The organism is Halomonas organivorans (genome assembly GCF_014192055.1).
In the GTDB taxonomy this organism is placed as follows: Bacteria; Pseudomonadota; Gammaproteobacteria; order Pseudomonadales; family Halomonadaceae; genus Halomonas; species Halomonas organivorans.
On record NZ_JACHXM010000027.1, the window covers coordinates 1 to 12,876 of the forward strand.

Sequence of the window (12,876 nt, forward strand, 5' to 3'; positions counted from 1 at the left end):
AGGACCCTATCGCCATGTCCGTGCTGATGATCGATAACTACGGCAGCCCTGCATAGATGTGAATATGGATGTATATCCAGTATTGAAAGCCCCGCCATATGCGGGGCTTTCTGTATAGTGGTGCACCGGGGATCATGTGAATATCGAACCGACCTGGGTAAGATCCTGGGTAACGACTAGCTTGTGGGGAAACGAGGGGAGGCGTTACCCAGGTGGCCATCTCAGATACCAAGGCGAGGAAGGCGAAGGCCGGCGAGAAGCCTTATCGCATCACCGATGCGGAGGGGCTATATCTTGACGTGCGGCCAAGCGGGAAGAAGATCTGGCGGGTGCGGTACTTCATGCACGGCAGGGAGACACTGTTCACCGCGGGGCATTATCCCACCGTGGGGCTTTCAGAGGCGCGGGAGATCCGTGACTGGGTAAAAGCGACGGCTGCCCGGGGCGGCGATCCGCTGGAGGAGTACCGGGAGCAACAGGCAGCCAAACAGGCCGCAGCGGAGGATTCCTTCGCGAGCATCGCGCTCGAGTGGCATGGCAAGCAAGCGGGCCACTGGACAACCTACTATGCCAACCAGGTGAAGAAGGGCATCGAGGGGGAGATGATCCCGGCCTTCGGCCACAAGCACATCAGCAAGGTGACCGCGGCGGATGTCCTCAAGCTGATGCGCGACATCGAGGAGCGGGGCGCGCCTTCGGTGGCGATCCTTGTGCGTCAGTGGGTGGGGGCTATCTACCAATACGCGGCCAGCACCTTGCGCGCCGAGCATGACCCGTCGGCTCCGCTTCGCCGTGCGGTGACGCGGCCGCCGACCCGCCATGCCAAGGCGCTCACTCCCGAGCAACTGCGCGACCTGACGCTCAGCATTCCCGACAAGGGTGGGTACCGGCTGACGCAGATTGCCATGGAGGTGCTGATGCGAACCATGCTGCGCACTGGGGAAATGCGCCAGGGGCGCTGGGAAGAGATCCACTGGATGCGCGCCGAGTGGCACGTGCCGGCGGACAAGATGAAGCGTCGGCGTCCTCACGTCGTGCCCCTGCCTCGTCAGGTTGTGGCGCTACTGCAGGAGCTGCACGAATATTCCGGCAACGGCAAGCTGATGTTCCCGGGATTACGCGACCGCCGGGAGCCCATGTCCAAGACGACGATCAATGATCGGTTGCGCCGCATGGGGTGGAGGGGGTTGTTCACTGGCCATGGGTTTAGGGCTACGGCTTCGACGCTGCTCAACCAGCATGGCTGGCGCGGCGACGTCATCGAGCGGCAGTTGGCGCACACCCCTGGGGATAAGGTGCGCGCCTCCTACAACCATGCCGACTATCTAGGTGAGCGCCGCCAGATGCTCCAGTGGTGGAGCGACTACATTGATGCGCTCACGCTGGAGCAAGATGCGCCTCCGGTGCCTGGGCGAATGTCGTCCTGATCCATTCGTCGACATCCTCATCCAGCCAGCGGACCCCGCCGGTGGGCATCTTTCGGCCGGCGGGGAACTCGCCCCGACGGATCATCTGGTAGACCTTGCTCTCGCTGTAGCCGACGCGCTCGGCCACTTCTTTCATGGGTAGTAGCTTCGCCATCATCAGTCTCCCGTGTGCCGGCGGCCGCCGTGGCCACGGCCACCGCTCTCCCGCCATTCCTGTTCGCGCTGGACCCATTCCGCGGGCTCCTTCTCCTGGCGCGCCTTTCGCTGCTGCAGCACCTCCTGAACCTCGGGGAACGCCAGCACCTGGTCCCGTTGCTCAATGATGCGCTGCTGGCGCTGGATGATGCCCAGGGCGACCTCGGCGATTTGCCAATAGTCATTGGGCCTCTCGCCGTCCTTCATCACCTTGCCGAGCCCGAAACAGCCACCGCACGGCTGGCGCTTGTTGCCCTTGATGGCGTCGGTACCAGTGCCCAGGCACAGGGTGCAGTCGTCGGCGGCGATCGGCTTCCAGTTCTGCTCCCAGTCCTTCGCCGTGGTGGCGGTCTCGATCTCGCGATCCAGGTCGCGGTAGATGACGATCATCTGCGCCTCGAGGGCGGTGTCGCCGTTGTAGTGCGCGAGCATCGCGAACCGGCCGCCGTGCTGCCGGTGGGTGTGGGTGGGCTGGGTCACTCGACTGTCTCCTCATCGATCATCGCCCCGCGCACCGCTTCCTCGATGGCCTCATCCAGGGGTGCGCCCTCATCCCACCACCAGCCGTCGTAATCGCGCATTCCGCAGGGCGCGGTGACGATGATGTACCACCTGTCGTCAGCGTCCTCTCGCTCGATCTCAATCTCGTGATCCTGATACGCGCCGCTGAATGAGTGCTCATCGCGGTCATGGGTGATCAGCTTGCTCCAATCCATCAATCCTCCCCGGCCCGCAGGGCCTTCAGTCGTTCGATCTCAGCCAGCGCAGCAGCGCCGCGCACGAGGTGTCCGCACCAGTGCTGGACGTAGGCCTCGGTCACCTGGCCATGGCCGCAGCAGGCGTTCATGACGCCGGGCAGGGTGCCGAGGCAGGCGTCGTGTCCCTCCGGGGTTTCGCGCTCCCCGCAATGGCCGCAATCCCGATCCTGCCAGGTGTCGACCGTGGGCTCGCCGGTGTCGCAGTAGACCCAATGCTGGCGCAGGGCATCCCATGCAATGGGGTGGCCGCGCAGGTGGCTGGTGGCTGTCACTCAGCACCTCCCGGCCGCGGCGCGGCGGAGAGCATTGCGGCATGCCTGTCGAGTGGCTCAGCCTGCCAGAGCGCCCGCATCATTCCGGCCGTCGGCTCAACCGGTACAAGCTGCCAGCCAGCCGGCGTGTGGCGGCGGTTCCAGGCGTCCACGCTTTGCGCTGTCGCGCCACAGCCCATGCACTCAGGGCCCCGGCGACCCTGGCCGTCGAGCCATCCGGCGGCATCGACATCTGAGCTCCCGCAAAACGGGCACGGCAGTAGTTCGGTCATGAATCACCCTCCTCATCATCTCGGCTCCCTCGCAGCAGCTGCCACAGCTTCCAGAACGGCCACGCGATCACGTAGCCGATGGCGGTGATTACCCACCAGGTCAGGCGTGTCAGCTCTTTACGCGTCATGATCTCTCCTCCCCGGCCTCAACCAGCCGATACTCCAGCGGCCAGCCATGCCCTGCCGCTGCGTTCCAATCCTGCTCGTCAGCCCGCTCTGGCCGTGATTCCCAGCCGCCGACCCTGACCTGGCACATCTGCTCCGGTGCCATCTGGCGCTCCTGCGGGCCGTATCCGGCAAGGATCCATCCGCCTGACGCCGGCACGTAGATGCGAACCTCTCCGAGGATCCTGCCCCGGAACTCGTGGCGGTGGATCAGGACGTGGTGTTTGGTGGCAACGTCGATCAGGTAGAGCATCCGTCCTCCCCGGCCGTGTCGGCCTGCTCGGCTTGGCGGCGAATCTCGTCGGCGCGCTCGATGGCTTCATCCGCCATATCGCCTGCGGCATTGCCTGCTTGGTGGTAGCCGTTGATGTGCGCGTTATGGCCCAACATCCGGCAATGCTCGGCGAAGGACTCCAGCTCCTGGGCACGCTGGTCGGCATCCCGGCGGGCTAGGTTGGTGGCGGGGTGCGGTGGCTGCATGTCGTCTCGGTAGAAGCTGACGTCTAGATCCTCGAAGCGGTCATCGCGTATCGCCTCAATGACGTTACGGCGGAGCCCGTCCAGCCACTCCACATGCGCCGCCAGGGCCTGCTCGCCCTCCCGCTCCCGAATCAACATCTTCGCCAGCTCGTACCGGCTGTGGCTGTCGGCCAGCTCCTGGGTCTTCTGGTCCAGTTCATAGTTGTTCATGGTCAGTCCTTCTTCACGTGCACCAGGCGCAGGTGCGGGTGTGCGTTGCCGTCGCTGTGCTTTCCCAGGACGCCGTGGTCGATCAGCATCTGGTGGGCCTCGCCGAGGGCCTTGGCGAGTTCGTCGCGCTGCAGCTCGAGCAGGGCGATGTGCTGGCGCGGGCCGACGTGATCCAGCTCGGTGCCGCACACGGCGCAGTGGCCGGCGGTGTAATCGACCAGGTCGGCCGGCCAGCACTTCGGGCAATAGGTGAATAGGCCCATGGTCACGCTCTCCGATAGGCCGGCAGCTCGCCGCCGGTGGTGGTGGGTTGGATGGCGCCACGGCGCAGCCAGTCGCGCAGGGTGGCTTCGGCCAGGCTGGCGGCGTGGCTCTCGAACTCGCGCGGCACCTGCCGGCCGATCTCGTGGGCGAGGTCGCGGATGGTGAATGGCATCGGCAGCTGCCAGCGGAGCATGTCGATTTGTTTGCGCACGCCGAGCCAGGCGGAGGTGTGCGGGGTTCGGATGAGCCCGAGGCGCGGGCGAACGATGGCGTTCATCAGAACAATCTCCCTTGCGTGGGCTGGGCGGGCCGCGTCACCCGCGGCATAACGGGAATGGCGTGCTGGCGTCGGCAGAGCAACGCTTCCTGCAGCTCGTCGCGGCGGTGGGCGACCTGCGCAGGTGAGATGCCGTACTCGATAGGCGCCATGCACTCGAGACAGAAGACCGCCGCGCTCGGCTGCGGGTAGCGGCAGACGCCCCATGCCAGGCGGCAGGTCATGCCACGGCCCTCCCTGCTGGCGCCGGCATGAACCGGCGTTCGTGGGTGAAGTTGGCCTCGACGATGGCGCGGGCCAGTGGAGGGCAGACGGAGTTGCCGATCAGGCGCACCTGCTGGTACTTCGGGATGGCGACGCCGCCGGCCTCGGCGAATTGGTAGCCGTCGGGAAATCCCTGAGCCATGGCCAGCTCATGGGGCTGGAACATCCGGGTGCCGATGTCGACGATGGCCCAGCTCTCGCCATCTATTGTCACTGTCACCAGCTGGAAACGGTCCTTAGTGGTGACAGTAGGTGCTGGCGCCCGGAGGTCGCGGCCGGTCTCGCCGGAGCCCGTGCCGTAGTAGGGGGCCAGGAAGGCGGCGACTAGGGTCGAGCGATGGCCGGCGGCGCTGGCGGCTGGGGCCAGGGTGACGGTAACCAGGCCGTTGTGGTCAGTGGCCGTAATGGTGGGGAGCGGGCGGCGGAGGTCGTCGCCGATCACACCGGTGTAGTGCTTGGCCAGGAACGCTGCGACCAGGTGCGCACCGGCCGGGCTGGTCGCCTGGGTAATCGGCGCGATGAACGGATCCGCCGCTTCCACGACGAAACGCATCACGCCTTTGGCGATCCGGCGGAGGGTGGCATCCGCCAGCGGGCGCGCTCGGTCGAAGATCGACGGGCACGGAATGCTCCAGTCGATGCAACTGGCGGCGCTCTCCCAGGGCAGCAGCTTGCCGCGGCGAACGGCCAGCGAGGCGGGGTCGCCATGCGTCGGCGCAGGCCAGTTGAAGGGCAGACCGTCGCGCCGCGCGCCGAGGATCAGGCGCTGGCGAATGGTGGGGGCGCCGTAGTCGCAGGCGCGCAGGATCCGCCAGTCGACCTCGTAGCCGTGCCGGCGAAGAGCGCGGACAAATCCCCGGAAGGTCTCGCCCTTGCGCGCCGGGTTGGGCCGGGCCTTGCCGTCCGCACCTTTGACGAGAGGCCCCCAGTCGAGGAACTCCTCGACATTCTCCAGCACGCCGACCCGGAACTTGGTCTTGGCCGCCCAGCGAGTCATGACCCAGGCCAGGCCACGAACCGACTTGGAGACCGGGCGCCCGCCCTTGGCCTTGCTGTGGTGCCGGCAATCCGGGCTGAACCAGCCCAGCCCCATTGGCATGCCGTGGGTGGCCTGCTCGGGGTCGATGTCCCACACGTCGGCCACGCTGTGCTCGGCGCCCGGATGGTTGGCGGTGTGCACGGCTATGGCCGTGGGGTCGTGGTTGATGGCGAGGTCCACCGGCCGGCCCAGGGCCTGCTCGATGCCCTCGCTGGCGCCGCCACCACCGGCGAAATTGTCCACCACCAGCTCGTGGCCAAAGAGGTTGAGGTTGGTCACTGGCTTCCTCCCTGAATCGCAGACCAGGCGACAGCGCTGACGATCACAGCCAGGCCGACCAGCATGAGCAGGCAGCCGAGCACCAGGTCGAGGCGGGCGCGCGGGCTGAGCTGGTGCCATTCGGTGGTTGGGTGGCCCATCGCTACGGCGATATAGAGACCAATACCACCCAGGGCCAGGCACAGGCCGACGAACTGGACGCCGGCGAGGATGAGAGTGGAGGGCATCAAAGGGCGACCTCCTGGCGTTGTTGCTGGCGCGCGCGGACGGTGCGCCGCTGGCCGTGGATGAGGCGCCAATGCTGGCGGCGACGCTCGGCGTTGCTCACGACCTCGCGGTGCAGTTCTGGGAACTGCCGCAGGTGGTAGTGGATGGCTGCCCGGGTGATGACGTAGCCCAGGGCGGTGAGGCGGTCGACGATCTGCGGCACGCCCATCCTCTCCACCTGAATGCAGGCCTCGATGATCGGCTCGAGCTCGGGCCAATCCTCCCGCAGGCGATAGCGCTGGCGCTCACGGTCGGTCAGCCCCAGGCGGGCGACGGCGCAGCGGATGCCGTTGTAGGTGCGGCCCATGCGCCGAGCGATCTCTTCGAAACCCAGGCCCTCGTCCAGCAGTTGCTCGAGGCGATCGAAGTCTGCCCGGTTCCAGGCCTGACCGCGCATGAGCCGCTCCGGGCGCATCATCCCGTAGCGTTGGGCGGCGCCCCGCACAGCGGTGGCGGTCTCGCCCATGCGCTGGCCAATCTCGCGGTAGCTCAGGCCCTGGTCGATCATCCGCTGCAAGGTGCTGCGGCGCCGGGCGGTCCATTTGGTGATCACGGCAACCATGCTGCTCTCCGGTGGTTGTTAGGGGCCCGTCTCGTGGGCTATCCGGCGACCGCCCTTGCCTCCCGCCTGCGGCTGTGCGGCGCATCCCCAGCTGCAACCGGGGGTAGCGTGTCCGAGGTTAGGCGCGTCGGTCGCTGCCGGTGATACATCCCCTCCGCCGGCTGGGGTTGATGCGTGCCCGAAATTGGCGCCTCGGGGCCGGGCGCGTTCGTTCAGGGTTTCGGCACGGCCCCACCGGCCTGAGCTTCGCCGCCGAGCCAGTCGAGGATCCGCTCGATGGATTCGGCGAGTGCCTGGGCCATGAGCAGGAAGTCGGTTTCGAGGCGCACCACGGCGTCGTCGCCGTCGTCGGTCTGGCTGGCCTCGTCGACCAGGGCGTCGTCGAAGCGGATCGACTTGAGGGCGAGGTCGTCGTGGAGCACGAACGAGAGGCGCCCCTCGATGCCGAGTGCCAACTTGCTTGCCTGACGGCCGCAGACCAGGTGCTCGTGCATATCGCTGCTGTCGATGTCCACCTGGCGGGCGCGGATCACCCCGTCATCGCCCTTGGCCTTCAGCTCCACCTGGTCGCCCATTGCCAGATCGGCGGGGCGGCTGGCTGGGTCGCTGGCCCAAGTGGTCATGGCGCGCATCGGTAGGGTCTGGCTGGCCAGCGGCGTGACCTTGAGCGAGCCGAGGGTCTCGCGCAGCAGGTCGAGGACCTCCTCGGCGCGCTTGCGACTGCTGGTGTTGATGGCGATCAGCTGGCGCTGAGTGTCCCACCACAGGTCGATGCGCTGGCTGCGCACGAAGGCCCGGGGCAGCAGCTCCTCGTACACCTGTTCCTTGAGGGTCAGCTTTTCCTGCCGGCGCAGCTTGCGGCCCTCGGCAGTCTCGATCGCCTCGACGCGCTCGTCGACCTCCTCGCGGACCACGGAGGTGGGCAGGATGCGCTCCTGACGCTGGGCGGTGATCAGGCGGTGGCCTTGCAGCTCGTGGCAGAGCAGGGTGCTGGCGCGGCCAGCGGGGGCGGTCCAGCCCAGGCGGCGGGCCTCGCTGCCGCCGAGCGGGCGGTAGGCCTGATGGGAGAGGAAGAATTCAAGCACTACGGCGTCGGCGTCCGGTACGTCATGCAGGCGGTAGAGGTGGAGGTTGCGAAACCACATAGATCAGGCCTCCTTGCGGGGTGTCAGGCGTTTGCCGTCGACGACCATGTCGCTGATGCCGATGGCGTTGATCTCGTCGTGGGTCAGGCTCTCGCCGACCCATCCGCCGCTGGCTGCTGGCTCGACCACCAACTTGACGACCAGGCTGCCCGGGCGGCCGATCACGGCCTCACCTGCCTTGGGATACAGGCGTCCGTCATCGCCGTGGAGCTGGCCGGCAACCTCTTCGCCGTAGGCTTGGGCGGTGGCGGCTGCCTCGATGATCGGGGCGACCAGGGTGGTGAACGCCTGCTGGACGGCCGGCTTGTCGAGCCAGACCGAAAGCGATTCGATGTTCGGTTTCGGGGGTAGGGGCATGGCAGGGCTCCTCAGTGCAGGATTCGTTGGCGAATAGCGGGGTGATAGTCCAGTCGGCCGTGGCGCTTGATGAATGCGCCGACCTCATCGAGAAAGTCGTGGCGCGATGAGAAGGCGCACAAGCGCTGCAGGCTCTCGATGACGTCTTTGAAGTAGCGAACCTCGACGTCTCGATCGGGGAGCGCCTGCATGCCAGCAGTGCCACTGCCGCCGCATGACAGGCATTCGCGGCCACAGCACTCGCACTCGCCTTTACCGGCGCATTCCTCGCACTCGGCTTCGACCTCCTCGAAGACCTGGCGCGCTTTCCACTCGTCCAGCGGCTCGATGGTGACCATGCTCAAACCTCCTCGGCAGTTGACGGGTGGCCCGCGCAGGATCCGTCGGGGTTGGTGTTGTCGCAGTCGCCCACGACCAGGTACTGCTGGCCCTTGTCCTGTAGCTCGCCGAGCTCGCGGCGGGCCTGCTGCATGTCGGTGGGCGAGGTGATGATCTCGGCCAGCTGGCAGTCGCTGCGTCCCAGCAGGTAGTCGATCTCGAAGTGCGGGTGCATCTTCATGACGTCAGCTCCGCGTGGCTGGTGGATTGGTGGGCGAGATACTCGGCCCGGGGCACGTGGCGGCCGTCGACCAGGTACCCCCAGCCGTCGCCGCGTTCGCGGCCGGTGAGGAACAGCGTCACCGCGCCGTCCTGGCAGACCTCGTTGATGCGGTGGTAGCGGCGGACGCCGATCTCGGCGGTGTCGCCGGGCTGGCGCGAGGCGAGGTGGTGGCCGTGGCGCTCCTCGAGGTACCAGCCGCGCAGGATGATGGTGCGGGCGTCCCACGGGTGGTCGTGCAGGTGCTGGTCCTCATCGGGCTGGCGGATGACGTGGAGGCGAACCGACACCGGGCACCAGGGCCAGCGGGCCACGCGGGTCTCGTTGTCGTAGGGGTTGAACAGCCAGTAGCGCTCCATGTAGCACTCGCCGTTCTTGATGATGTGGCGGTACGGGGTGCGCATGGCCCGGCGGATCAGCCAGCGGGCGACCGCGGGTCGACTGGCGAAATGGGCGAGGGCGTTCCAGGCGAAGGAGGGGATCATGCGGCCACCTCCTGCGCCTCGATCCGGCGGAACTCGACGACCCAGACCCAGGGGTTGGCTGCCCAACTGTCGGGGCCATTGATGGATGCCCACAGCTCTTCAAAGGCGTGTCGCGCACTCGAGTAGCGAACGCCTGCACTAGGCGATGACCGATAGGCCACGTTCGGCAGGTAGAACTCAGACTCTCGCCAGTCATGGTCCTCGGCGTAGATTCCCTCGCGGCATGCATCGAATCTGCTGATGTCCTGTAGCCGCTCGACGCGCACGGCGGTAACTTCGAGCAGCAGGCGGCAGGCCCAGCGGGGCATGTGGATGGAGGGGCGCCACTTCATCGGCTGCTCAACTCCGTTGCAGTCGTAGCAGCTCACTGCGTTGGGCTTGGAAGCGCGATAGGCGATCTGCTCGTGAGGCGTGCCGCCTACGGAACGGATCTCGTAGCCGTGAGCCTCCCGCACCCACAGCCGGTCGCCGGGCTGGCCAAAGGGGCAGACGGTCCCCGCGAACCCTTCCCAGCCACCTGCCTTGTTCTGAAGCTCGCGCTCTACGTGCACCATCGAATGGACGGCATTGCACGGCCACCAATGGCCGGGCGCGCCCGGGTAGTCGTCCGGAGTGGTTCCCGGTTGAGGCTTCAAGAGCCGCCGCGCCTGTGTCTTCCGGCCATCGAGCAGGGTGCGGACCATCTCGTCGTTGAACAGGATCGGACGTTCCTTCATGCCGGCACCTCCGCCTCATCCACTGGAGCCATCAGAGCCAGGGCCACCGCCGTCACGGGCTTGACCGCCAGCATCACGATCTCGCAGTCCTCGGTGTCGAAGCGGGCCAACTCGGTGAACCCTTCCGGCACGCTGAACTCCATCCCCGCCATGAAAGCCTCGGGATCCGCTTCGAAGCGCTCGGCGTCTTCGCGCTCCTCGTCCTGGTCCGGCGTCTCCAACGTCTCGATATGGATGTCGAAGCCCAGCGGCTCGAGCACGTCCTTCACGGGGCGTTCATCGAGCAGCGGGTGTGCGGTCACGTGGTCGATCAGTCGCATCTCGGCTCTCCTCAGAACTGCACCAGCTGGCGCTGGGCGGTGTGATCCATGGGTTGCACGCGGGCGGGGCACTGCTCGGCGGCGATGCCCTTCCAGTCGGGCTGGCCGACTCGGCGGTTGAGCGGCACGCCTCGGGCGGCCTCGGCCTGCCAGAGGGCGACGTCCTGGCAATACTGGCGGTGCATCTCGCTGGCCACCTGGGTGTCCATCCGGGTGACGGCGGCCATGGCGAGCATGCCGGCGGCGGCCAGGACCAGGAGGGCGAGCCCACCGACGATGCCGCCGGTGTTGCGGTCGGCGCGGGAATAGCGATTCATGCGGCGATCTCCGGTTGCAGGATGATGCTGCCCTCGGCGGCCATGGCCGTGAGCAGGTCTGCCAGGCACTGGCGTGCCTGCTCGGGCGAGGCGTGCGGGCTGGCGGTGTGGACGATCACCAGGGTGCTGGTGGCCGGCACGCGGAACGCTGGGCGCCAGCCCGGCTTGCGGCCGGGGCGGGTCACCGGCACGGCCAGCAGCTCGGTGGCGGGGTCCACCTGGCAGCGCTCGACGGCGTGCTGGTTCCAGGCGGCGGCCAGGTCGTGGACCGGCGCGGCGATCATGTGCGCGGAGGCGGGGATGGCGTTGGTCATGACGGCTGGCCCTCCAGTAGCAGGTCACTGAGGTGGTCGTTGATCCGCTCGAGTTCGTCGCGGATGCGGCGGCACTGCTGGGCGTCGGTGTCCCGCGTGGGCAGCGCCACTTCGAATAACGCCGGCTGGGGTGCCAGACCGTCCGGGTTCTCGGCGCCCTCGGCCTCGGTGAGACGGACGGTGACGCGCAGCTTGTGGGCGTTGCCGTAGTAGTCGAAGCGCACGCGGTAGCGGCCTTGGAGGCTGACGGCGATGGCCAGGTCCATGCCCAGCGCCATCGGCTCGCGCGTATTGATGTCGCAGCCGTGGTCGAGAAGGGTGGCGGCCATGATCTGGCCGGTCAGGAAACGGTTCATGCGATCAGCACCCCCAGGTCAGGGCCACGGCCACCGGCGGCGGCGCGGGCGGTGACGGTGCTCTGCTGGCGCGTGCGAACCGGCATGCGAGCGCGGAGCGTCTGGCCGTGGAGGTCGGCCACCATCAGCAGGATGATGAGCGGAGCGATCCAGCCGCGGCGGATGGCCTCGGCGACGGCGGCGGTGCCACGGCGAACGCCGAGCCGGCCGTAGACCCGCATCAGCGAGTGCTTGACGGTGGCGGGCTGAATGCCGAATTCGCGGGCGATCTCCTTGGCGGAGAGGCCGCTGGCCAGCGCCATGAGGTGCTGAGCCTCGCGCGGTGCGAGTTCTCCCCGGGTGCGGTCGGTGTTGGCGGTGGCCCGCCAGGTGCCGAAGGTGAGTTGCATGACTGTTCCCCTGTCTCTTGTAGGTCCGCTTACGCGTGACGATTACAAGGTAAGCTAGCTTACGCAGATGCGCAAGGGAAAATGTCAGTACGCTTACATGTCGGGCGAGAAAAAGCCCGCCGGGATGGGCGGGCTAGGCGGGTGTTCTCGGAGTGCCGATAACGGTCAGCCGGAGAGCCAGGATGGTGTCAGCGGCGACGTAGATTCATATCAGCGATGACGGTGCCGATGATCTCGCAGTTGCCGTTGATCTCGATGAAGCGGTGGGGCCAGTTGGGGTTGATCGCCATCAGCGTCTTGGGCGCGCCGGGCTCTAGTATCAGGCGCTTGAACGTGGCTTCTTCGATGGAGCTGTCGGTGAGGCGGGCGACGACATCGTCGCCATTCTCGGGCTGCACTTCGGGGTCTACGAAGATGAGCGTTCCGGGGTTGTAGCGGGGCACCATGCTGTCGCCGACCACCCTCAGGGCGAAACAATCCTCGCTGGCGCCGGGCGGGCGCGGGAGCCAGATGGTGTCCTCCGGATCCAGCTCAACGTGGCACACCTCAGTGAACGCGCCTGCCTGCACCCAACTGATTACCGGTACCTGTCCGTGCATGGCCGGCGCTGCAGCCAGGTTGTTCTCCAGATGGTACTGACCGGACGGCTCCTCCATGCGGGATGGTCCGCCATTGAGGATGTAGTTCGTGCTGACCTTCAGCACCTTGGCGAGCCGAGCGAGGTTCGCCCCCGAGATCCGCACCGATGGGTCATTTTCCCATTGCGTGATGGACACGCGAGAAACCCCTACGGGATCAGCAACTTGTTGCTGCGTCAGCCCGAGTTCCTTGCGTCTTTCCTTGATGCGTTCTGATTGAGTGCTCATGTAAGCAATCTTACGGCTTGTGAGGTAGCTCGGCTTTGCCTACTATGGTAAGCGCACTTACATAGAGAGGCGGCCATGAAAAAGTCAGACGTCATTGCCCATTTCGGGTCTGTCAGCGCTACAGCGGAGGCACTGGGGATTACCACCCAGGCCGTCAGCTTGTGGGCTGACACGGTCCCCATGGGGCGTCAGTGGCAGATCGAGAACATCACTGGCGGCGCTCTGCGAGCTGACACCTCCAAGGTTAAACCGCTGGTTGCTAATACTCAGCGCGTTTGAAGG

General features: G+C 66.6%; 26 protein-coding genes. 2 read left to right on the forward strand and 24 right to left on the reverse strand.

All coding sequences use genetic code 11. The features are described 5' to 3' along the window. The first annotated feature begins 212 nt into the window (after positions 1 to 212). Positions 213 to 1,427, forward strand: coding sequence for a phage integrase central domain-containing protein (locus FHR96_RS22705; RefSeq protein ID WP_183389131.1), 1,215 nt, complete (start codon positions 213 to 215; stop codon positions 1,425 to 1,427). Here the strand turns inward: FHR96_RS22705 and FHR96_RS18085 are convergent. From FHR96_RS18085 to FHR96_RS18190, 24 genes are all read right to left on the reverse strand, one after another. After that, entirely contained in the window at positions 1,378 to 1,581 is a 204-nt protein-coding gene (locus FHR96_RS18085; RefSeq protein WP_183389132.1) for a helix-turn-helix transcriptional regulator, read from the reverse strand. The genes FHR96_RS22705 and FHR96_RS18085 overlap by 50 nt on opposite strands. 2 nt (positions 1,582 to 1,583) lie before the next feature. Beyond that, the gene (locus FHR96_RS18090) at positions 1,584 to 2,102 is read right to left on the reverse strand and encodes a hypothetical protein (protein ID WP_183389133.1); all 519 of its coding nucleotides are present in this window, start codon (positions 2,100 to 2,102) and stop codon (positions 1,584 to 1,586) included. After that, entirely contained in the window at positions 2,099 to 2,338 is a 240-nt protein-coding gene (locus tag FHR96_RS18095) for a hypothetical protein (protein WP_183389134.1), read from the reverse strand. The genes FHR96_RS18090 and FHR96_RS18095 overlap by 4 nt, the downstream gene beginning before the upstream one ends. Further along, positions 2,338 to 2,652 carry a hypothetical protein gene (locus FHR96_RS18100; protein WP_183389135.1) on the reverse strand — a complete coding sequence of 105 codons (315 nt, stop codon included), beginning with the start codon at positions 2,650 to 2,652 and terminating at the stop codon, positions 2,338 to 2,340. The genes FHR96_RS18095 and FHR96_RS18100 overlap by 1 nt, the downstream gene beginning before the upstream one ends. Positions 2,653 to 2,920: 268 nt before the next feature. Then, a complete protein-coding gene (locus tag FHR96_RS22640; RefSeq protein WP_281378421.1) occupies positions 2,921 to 3,052 on the reverse strand; it encodes a hypothetical protein in 132 nt (43 codons plus the stop codon). Then, positions 3,049 to 3,342, reverse strand: coding sequence for a hypothetical protein (locus FHR96_RS18105; protein ID WP_183389136.1), 294 nt, complete (start codon positions 3,340 to 3,342; stop codon positions 3,049 to 3,051). The genes FHR96_RS22640 and FHR96_RS18105 overlap by 4 nt, the downstream gene beginning before the upstream one ends. After that, positions 3,330 to 3,779 carry a hypothetical protein gene (locus tag FHR96_RS18110; protein WP_183389137.1) on the reverse strand — a complete coding sequence of 150 codons (450 nt, stop codon included), beginning with the start codon at positions 3,777 to 3,779 and terminating at the stop codon, positions 3,330 to 3,332. The genes FHR96_RS18105 and FHR96_RS18110 overlap by 13 nt, the downstream gene beginning before the upstream one ends. A 2-nt stretch (positions 3,780 to 3,781) precedes the next feature. Continuing rightward, complete coding sequence (locus tag FHR96_RS18115) at positions 3,782 to 4,042, reverse strand: hypothetical protein (RefSeq protein WP_183389138.1); 261 nt, start codon at positions 4,040 to 4,042, stop codon at positions 3,782 to 3,784. Between the two features lie 2 nt (positions 4,043 to 4,044). Continuing rightward, a complete protein-coding gene (locus FHR96_RS18120) occupies positions 4,045 to 4,320 on the reverse strand; it encodes a hypothetical protein (protein ID WP_183389139.1) in 276 nt (91 codons plus the stop codon). A 220-nt stretch (positions 4,321 to 4,540) separates the two neighbouring features. Further along, positions 4,541 to 5,902, reverse strand: coding sequence for a DNA cytosine methyltransferase (locus FHR96_RS18125; RefSeq protein ID WP_343066380.1), 1,362 nt, complete (start codon positions 5,900 to 5,902; stop codon positions 4,541 to 4,543). After that, positions 5,899 to 6,132: a hypothetical protein gene (locus FHR96_RS22510; RefSeq protein ID WP_246393024.1), complete on the reverse strand. Its 234-nt coding sequence runs from the start codon at positions 6,130 to 6,132 to the stop codon at positions 5,899 to 5,901. Before FHR96_RS22510 ends, FHR96_RS18125 begins: the two co-directional genes overlap by 4 nt. Further along, positions 6,129 to 6,731: a hypothetical protein gene (locus FHR96_RS18130; protein WP_183389141.1), complete on the reverse strand. Its 603-nt coding sequence runs from the start codon at positions 6,729 to 6,731 to the stop codon at positions 6,129 to 6,131. Before FHR96_RS18130 ends, FHR96_RS22510 begins: the two co-directional genes overlap by 4 nt. A gap of 212 nt (positions 6,732 to 6,943) precedes the next feature. Then, a complete protein-coding gene (locus FHR96_RS18135) occupies positions 6,944 to 7,876 on the reverse strand; it encodes a recombination-associated protein RdgC (RefSeq protein WP_183389142.1) in 933 nt (310 codons plus the stop codon). 3 nt (positions 7,877 to 7,879) lie between these two features. Then, positions 7,880 to 8,233, reverse strand: coding sequence for a hypothetical protein (locus tag FHR96_RS18140; RefSeq protein ID WP_183389143.1), 354 nt, complete (start codon positions 8,231 to 8,233; stop codon positions 7,880 to 7,882). Between the two features lie 11 nt (positions 8,234 to 8,244). Continuing rightward, positions 8,245 to 8,571, reverse strand: a complete 327-nt coding sequence (locus FHR96_RS18145; protein ID WP_183389144.1) for a hypothetical protein — start codon at positions 8,569 to 8,571, stop codon at positions 8,245 to 8,247. Between the two features lie 2 nt (positions 8,572 to 8,573). Further along, the gene (locus FHR96_RS18150) at positions 8,574 to 8,792 is read right to left on the reverse strand and encodes a hypothetical protein (RefSeq protein WP_183389145.1); all 219 of its coding nucleotides are present in this window, start codon (positions 8,790 to 8,792) and stop codon (positions 8,574 to 8,576) included. Beyond that, positions 8,789 to 9,316, reverse strand: a complete 528-nt coding sequence (locus FHR96_RS18155; protein WP_183389146.1) for a death domain-containing protein — start codon at positions 9,314 to 9,316, stop codon at positions 8,789 to 8,791. Before FHR96_RS18155 ends, FHR96_RS18150 begins: the two co-directional genes overlap by 4 nt. Then, complete coding sequence (locus FHR96_RS18160) at positions 9,313 to 10,032, reverse strand: hypothetical protein (RefSeq protein ID WP_183389147.1); 720 nt, start codon at positions 10,030 to 10,032, stop codon at positions 9,313 to 9,315. Before FHR96_RS18160 ends, FHR96_RS18155 begins: the two co-directional genes overlap by 4 nt. Continuing rightward, a complete protein-coding gene (locus tag FHR96_RS18165; RefSeq protein ID WP_183389148.1) occupies positions 10,029 to 10,352 on the reverse strand; it encodes a hypothetical protein in 324 nt (107 codons plus the stop codon). The genes FHR96_RS18160 and FHR96_RS18165 overlap by 4 nt, the downstream gene beginning before the upstream one ends. An 11-nt stretch (positions 10,353 to 10,363) precedes the next feature. Next, a complete protein-coding gene (locus FHR96_RS18170; RefSeq protein WP_183389149.1) occupies positions 10,364 to 10,669 on the reverse strand; it encodes a hypothetical protein in 306 nt (101 codons plus the stop codon). After that, entirely contained in the window at positions 10,666 to 10,983 is a 318-nt protein-coding gene (locus FHR96_RS18175; RefSeq protein WP_183389150.1) for a hypothetical protein, read from the reverse strand. The genes FHR96_RS18170 and FHR96_RS18175 overlap by 4 nt, the downstream gene beginning before the upstream one ends. Beyond that, positions 10,980 to 11,339: a hypothetical protein gene (locus FHR96_RS18180; RefSeq protein ID WP_183389151.1), complete on the reverse strand. Its 360-nt coding sequence runs from the start codon at positions 11,337 to 11,339 to the stop codon at positions 10,980 to 10,982. The genes FHR96_RS18175 and FHR96_RS18180 overlap by 4 nt, the downstream gene beginning before the upstream one ends. Beyond that, a complete protein-coding gene (locus tag FHR96_RS18185; protein WP_183389152.1) occupies positions 11,336 to 11,728 on the reverse strand; it encodes a response regulator transcription factor in 393 nt (130 codons plus the stop codon). Before FHR96_RS18185 ends, FHR96_RS18180 begins: the two co-directional genes overlap by 4 nt. Before the next feature lie 188 nt (positions 11,729 to 11,916). Continuing rightward, positions 11,917 to 12,594, reverse strand: coding sequence for a LexA family protein (locus tag FHR96_RS18190; RefSeq protein WP_183389153.1), 678 nt, complete (start codon positions 12,592 to 12,594; stop codon positions 11,917 to 11,919). 75 nt (positions 12,595 to 12,669) lie between these two features. Between FHR96_RS18190 and FHR96_RS18195 the strand changes: the two genes are divergently transcribed. Then, the gene (locus FHR96_RS18195; protein WP_183389154.1) at positions 12,670 to 12,873 is read left to right on the forward strand and encodes a Cro/CI family transcriptional regulator; all 204 of its coding nucleotides are present in this window, start codon (positions 12,670 to 12,672) and stop codon (positions 12,871 to 12,873) included. Positions 12,874 to 12,876: the final 3 nt, after the last annotated feature.

Excerpts from the sequence above, each read along its gene's own strand:
- FHR96_RS18085 (WP_183389132.1), bottom strand. The coding sequence starts at position 1,581 with ATGGCGAAGCTACTACCCATGAAAGAAGTGGCCGAGCGCGTCGGCTAC.
- FHR96_RS18095 (WP_183389134.1), bottom strand. The coding sequence starts at position 2,338 with ATGGATTGGAGCAAGCTGATCACCCATGACCGCGATGAGCACTCATTC.
- FHR96_RS22640 (WP_281378421.1), bottom strand. The coding sequence starts at position 3,052 with ATGACGCGTAAAGAGCTGACACGCCTGACCTGGTGGGTAATCACCGCC.
- FHR96_RS18105 (WP_183389136.1), bottom strand. The coding sequence starts at position 3,342 with ATGCTCTACCTGATCGACGTTGCCACCAAACACCACGTCCTGATCCAC.
- FHR96_RS18110 (WP_183389137.1), bottom strand. The coding sequence starts at position 3,779 with ATGAACAACTATGAACTGGACCAGAAGACCCAGGAGCTGGCCGACAGC.
- FHR96_RS18115 (WP_183389138.1), bottom strand. The coding sequence starts at position 4,042 with ATGGGCCTATTCACCTATTGCCCGAAGTGCTGGCCGGCCGACCTGGTC.
- FHR96_RS18120 (WP_183389139.1), bottom strand. The coding sequence starts at position 4,320 with ATGAACGCCATCGTTCGCCCGCGCCTCGGGCTCATCCGAACCCCGCAC.
- FHR96_RS18130 (WP_183389141.1), bottom strand. The coding sequence starts at position 6,731 with ATGGTTGCCGTGATCACCAAATGGACCGCCCGGCGCCGCAGCACCTTG.
- FHR96_RS18135 (WP_183389142.1), bottom strand. The coding sequence starts at position 7,876 with ATGTGGTTTCGCAACCTCCACCTCTACCGCCTGCATGACGTACCGGAC.
- FHR96_RS18140 (WP_183389143.1), bottom strand. The coding sequence starts at position 8,233 with ATGCCCCTACCCCCGAAACCGAACATCGAATCGCTTTCGGTCTGGCTC.
- FHR96_RS18145 (WP_183389144.1), bottom strand. The coding sequence starts at position 8,571 with ATGGTCACCATCGAGCCGCTGGACGAGTGGAAAGCGCGCCAGGTCTTC.
- FHR96_RS18150 (WP_183389145.1), bottom strand. The coding sequence starts at position 8,792 with ATGAAGATGCACCCGCACTTCGAGATCGACTACCTGCTGGGACGCAGC.
- FHR96_RS18155 (WP_183389146.1), bottom strand. The coding sequence starts at position 9,316 with ATGATCCCCTCCTTCGCCTGGAACGCCCTCGCCCATTTCGCCAGTCGA.
- FHR96_RS18160 (WP_183389147.1), bottom strand. The coding sequence starts at position 10,032 with ATGAAGGAACGTCCGATCCTGTTCAACGACGAGATGGTCCGCACCCTG.
- FHR96_RS18165 (WP_183389148.1), bottom strand. The coding sequence starts at position 10,352 with ATGCGACTGATCGACCACGTGACCGCACACCCGCTGCTCGATGAACGC.
- FHR96_RS18170 (WP_183389149.1), bottom strand. The coding sequence starts at position 10,669 with ATGAATCGCTATTCCCGCGCCGACCGCAACACCGGCGGCATCGTCGGT.
- FHR96_RS18175 (WP_183389150.1), bottom strand. The coding sequence starts at position 10,983 with ATGACCAACGCCATCCCCGCCTCCGCGCACATGATCGCCGCGCCGGTC.
- FHR96_RS18180 (WP_183389151.1), bottom strand. The coding sequence starts at position 11,339 with ATGAACCGTTTCCTGACCGGCCAGATCATGGCCGCCACCCTTCTCGAC.
- FHR96_RS18185 (WP_183389152.1), bottom strand. The coding sequence starts at position 11,728 with ATGCAACTCACCTTCGGCACCTGGCGGGCCACCGCCAACACCGACCGC.
- FHR96_RS18190 (WP_183389153.1), bottom strand. The coding sequence starts at position 12,594 with ATGAGCACTCAATCAGAACGCATCAAGGAAAGACGCAAGGAACTCGGG.
- FHR96_RS18195 (WP_183389154.1), top strand. The coding sequence starts at position 12,670 with ATGAAAAAGTCAGACGTCATTGCCCATTTCGGGTCTGTCAGCGCTACA.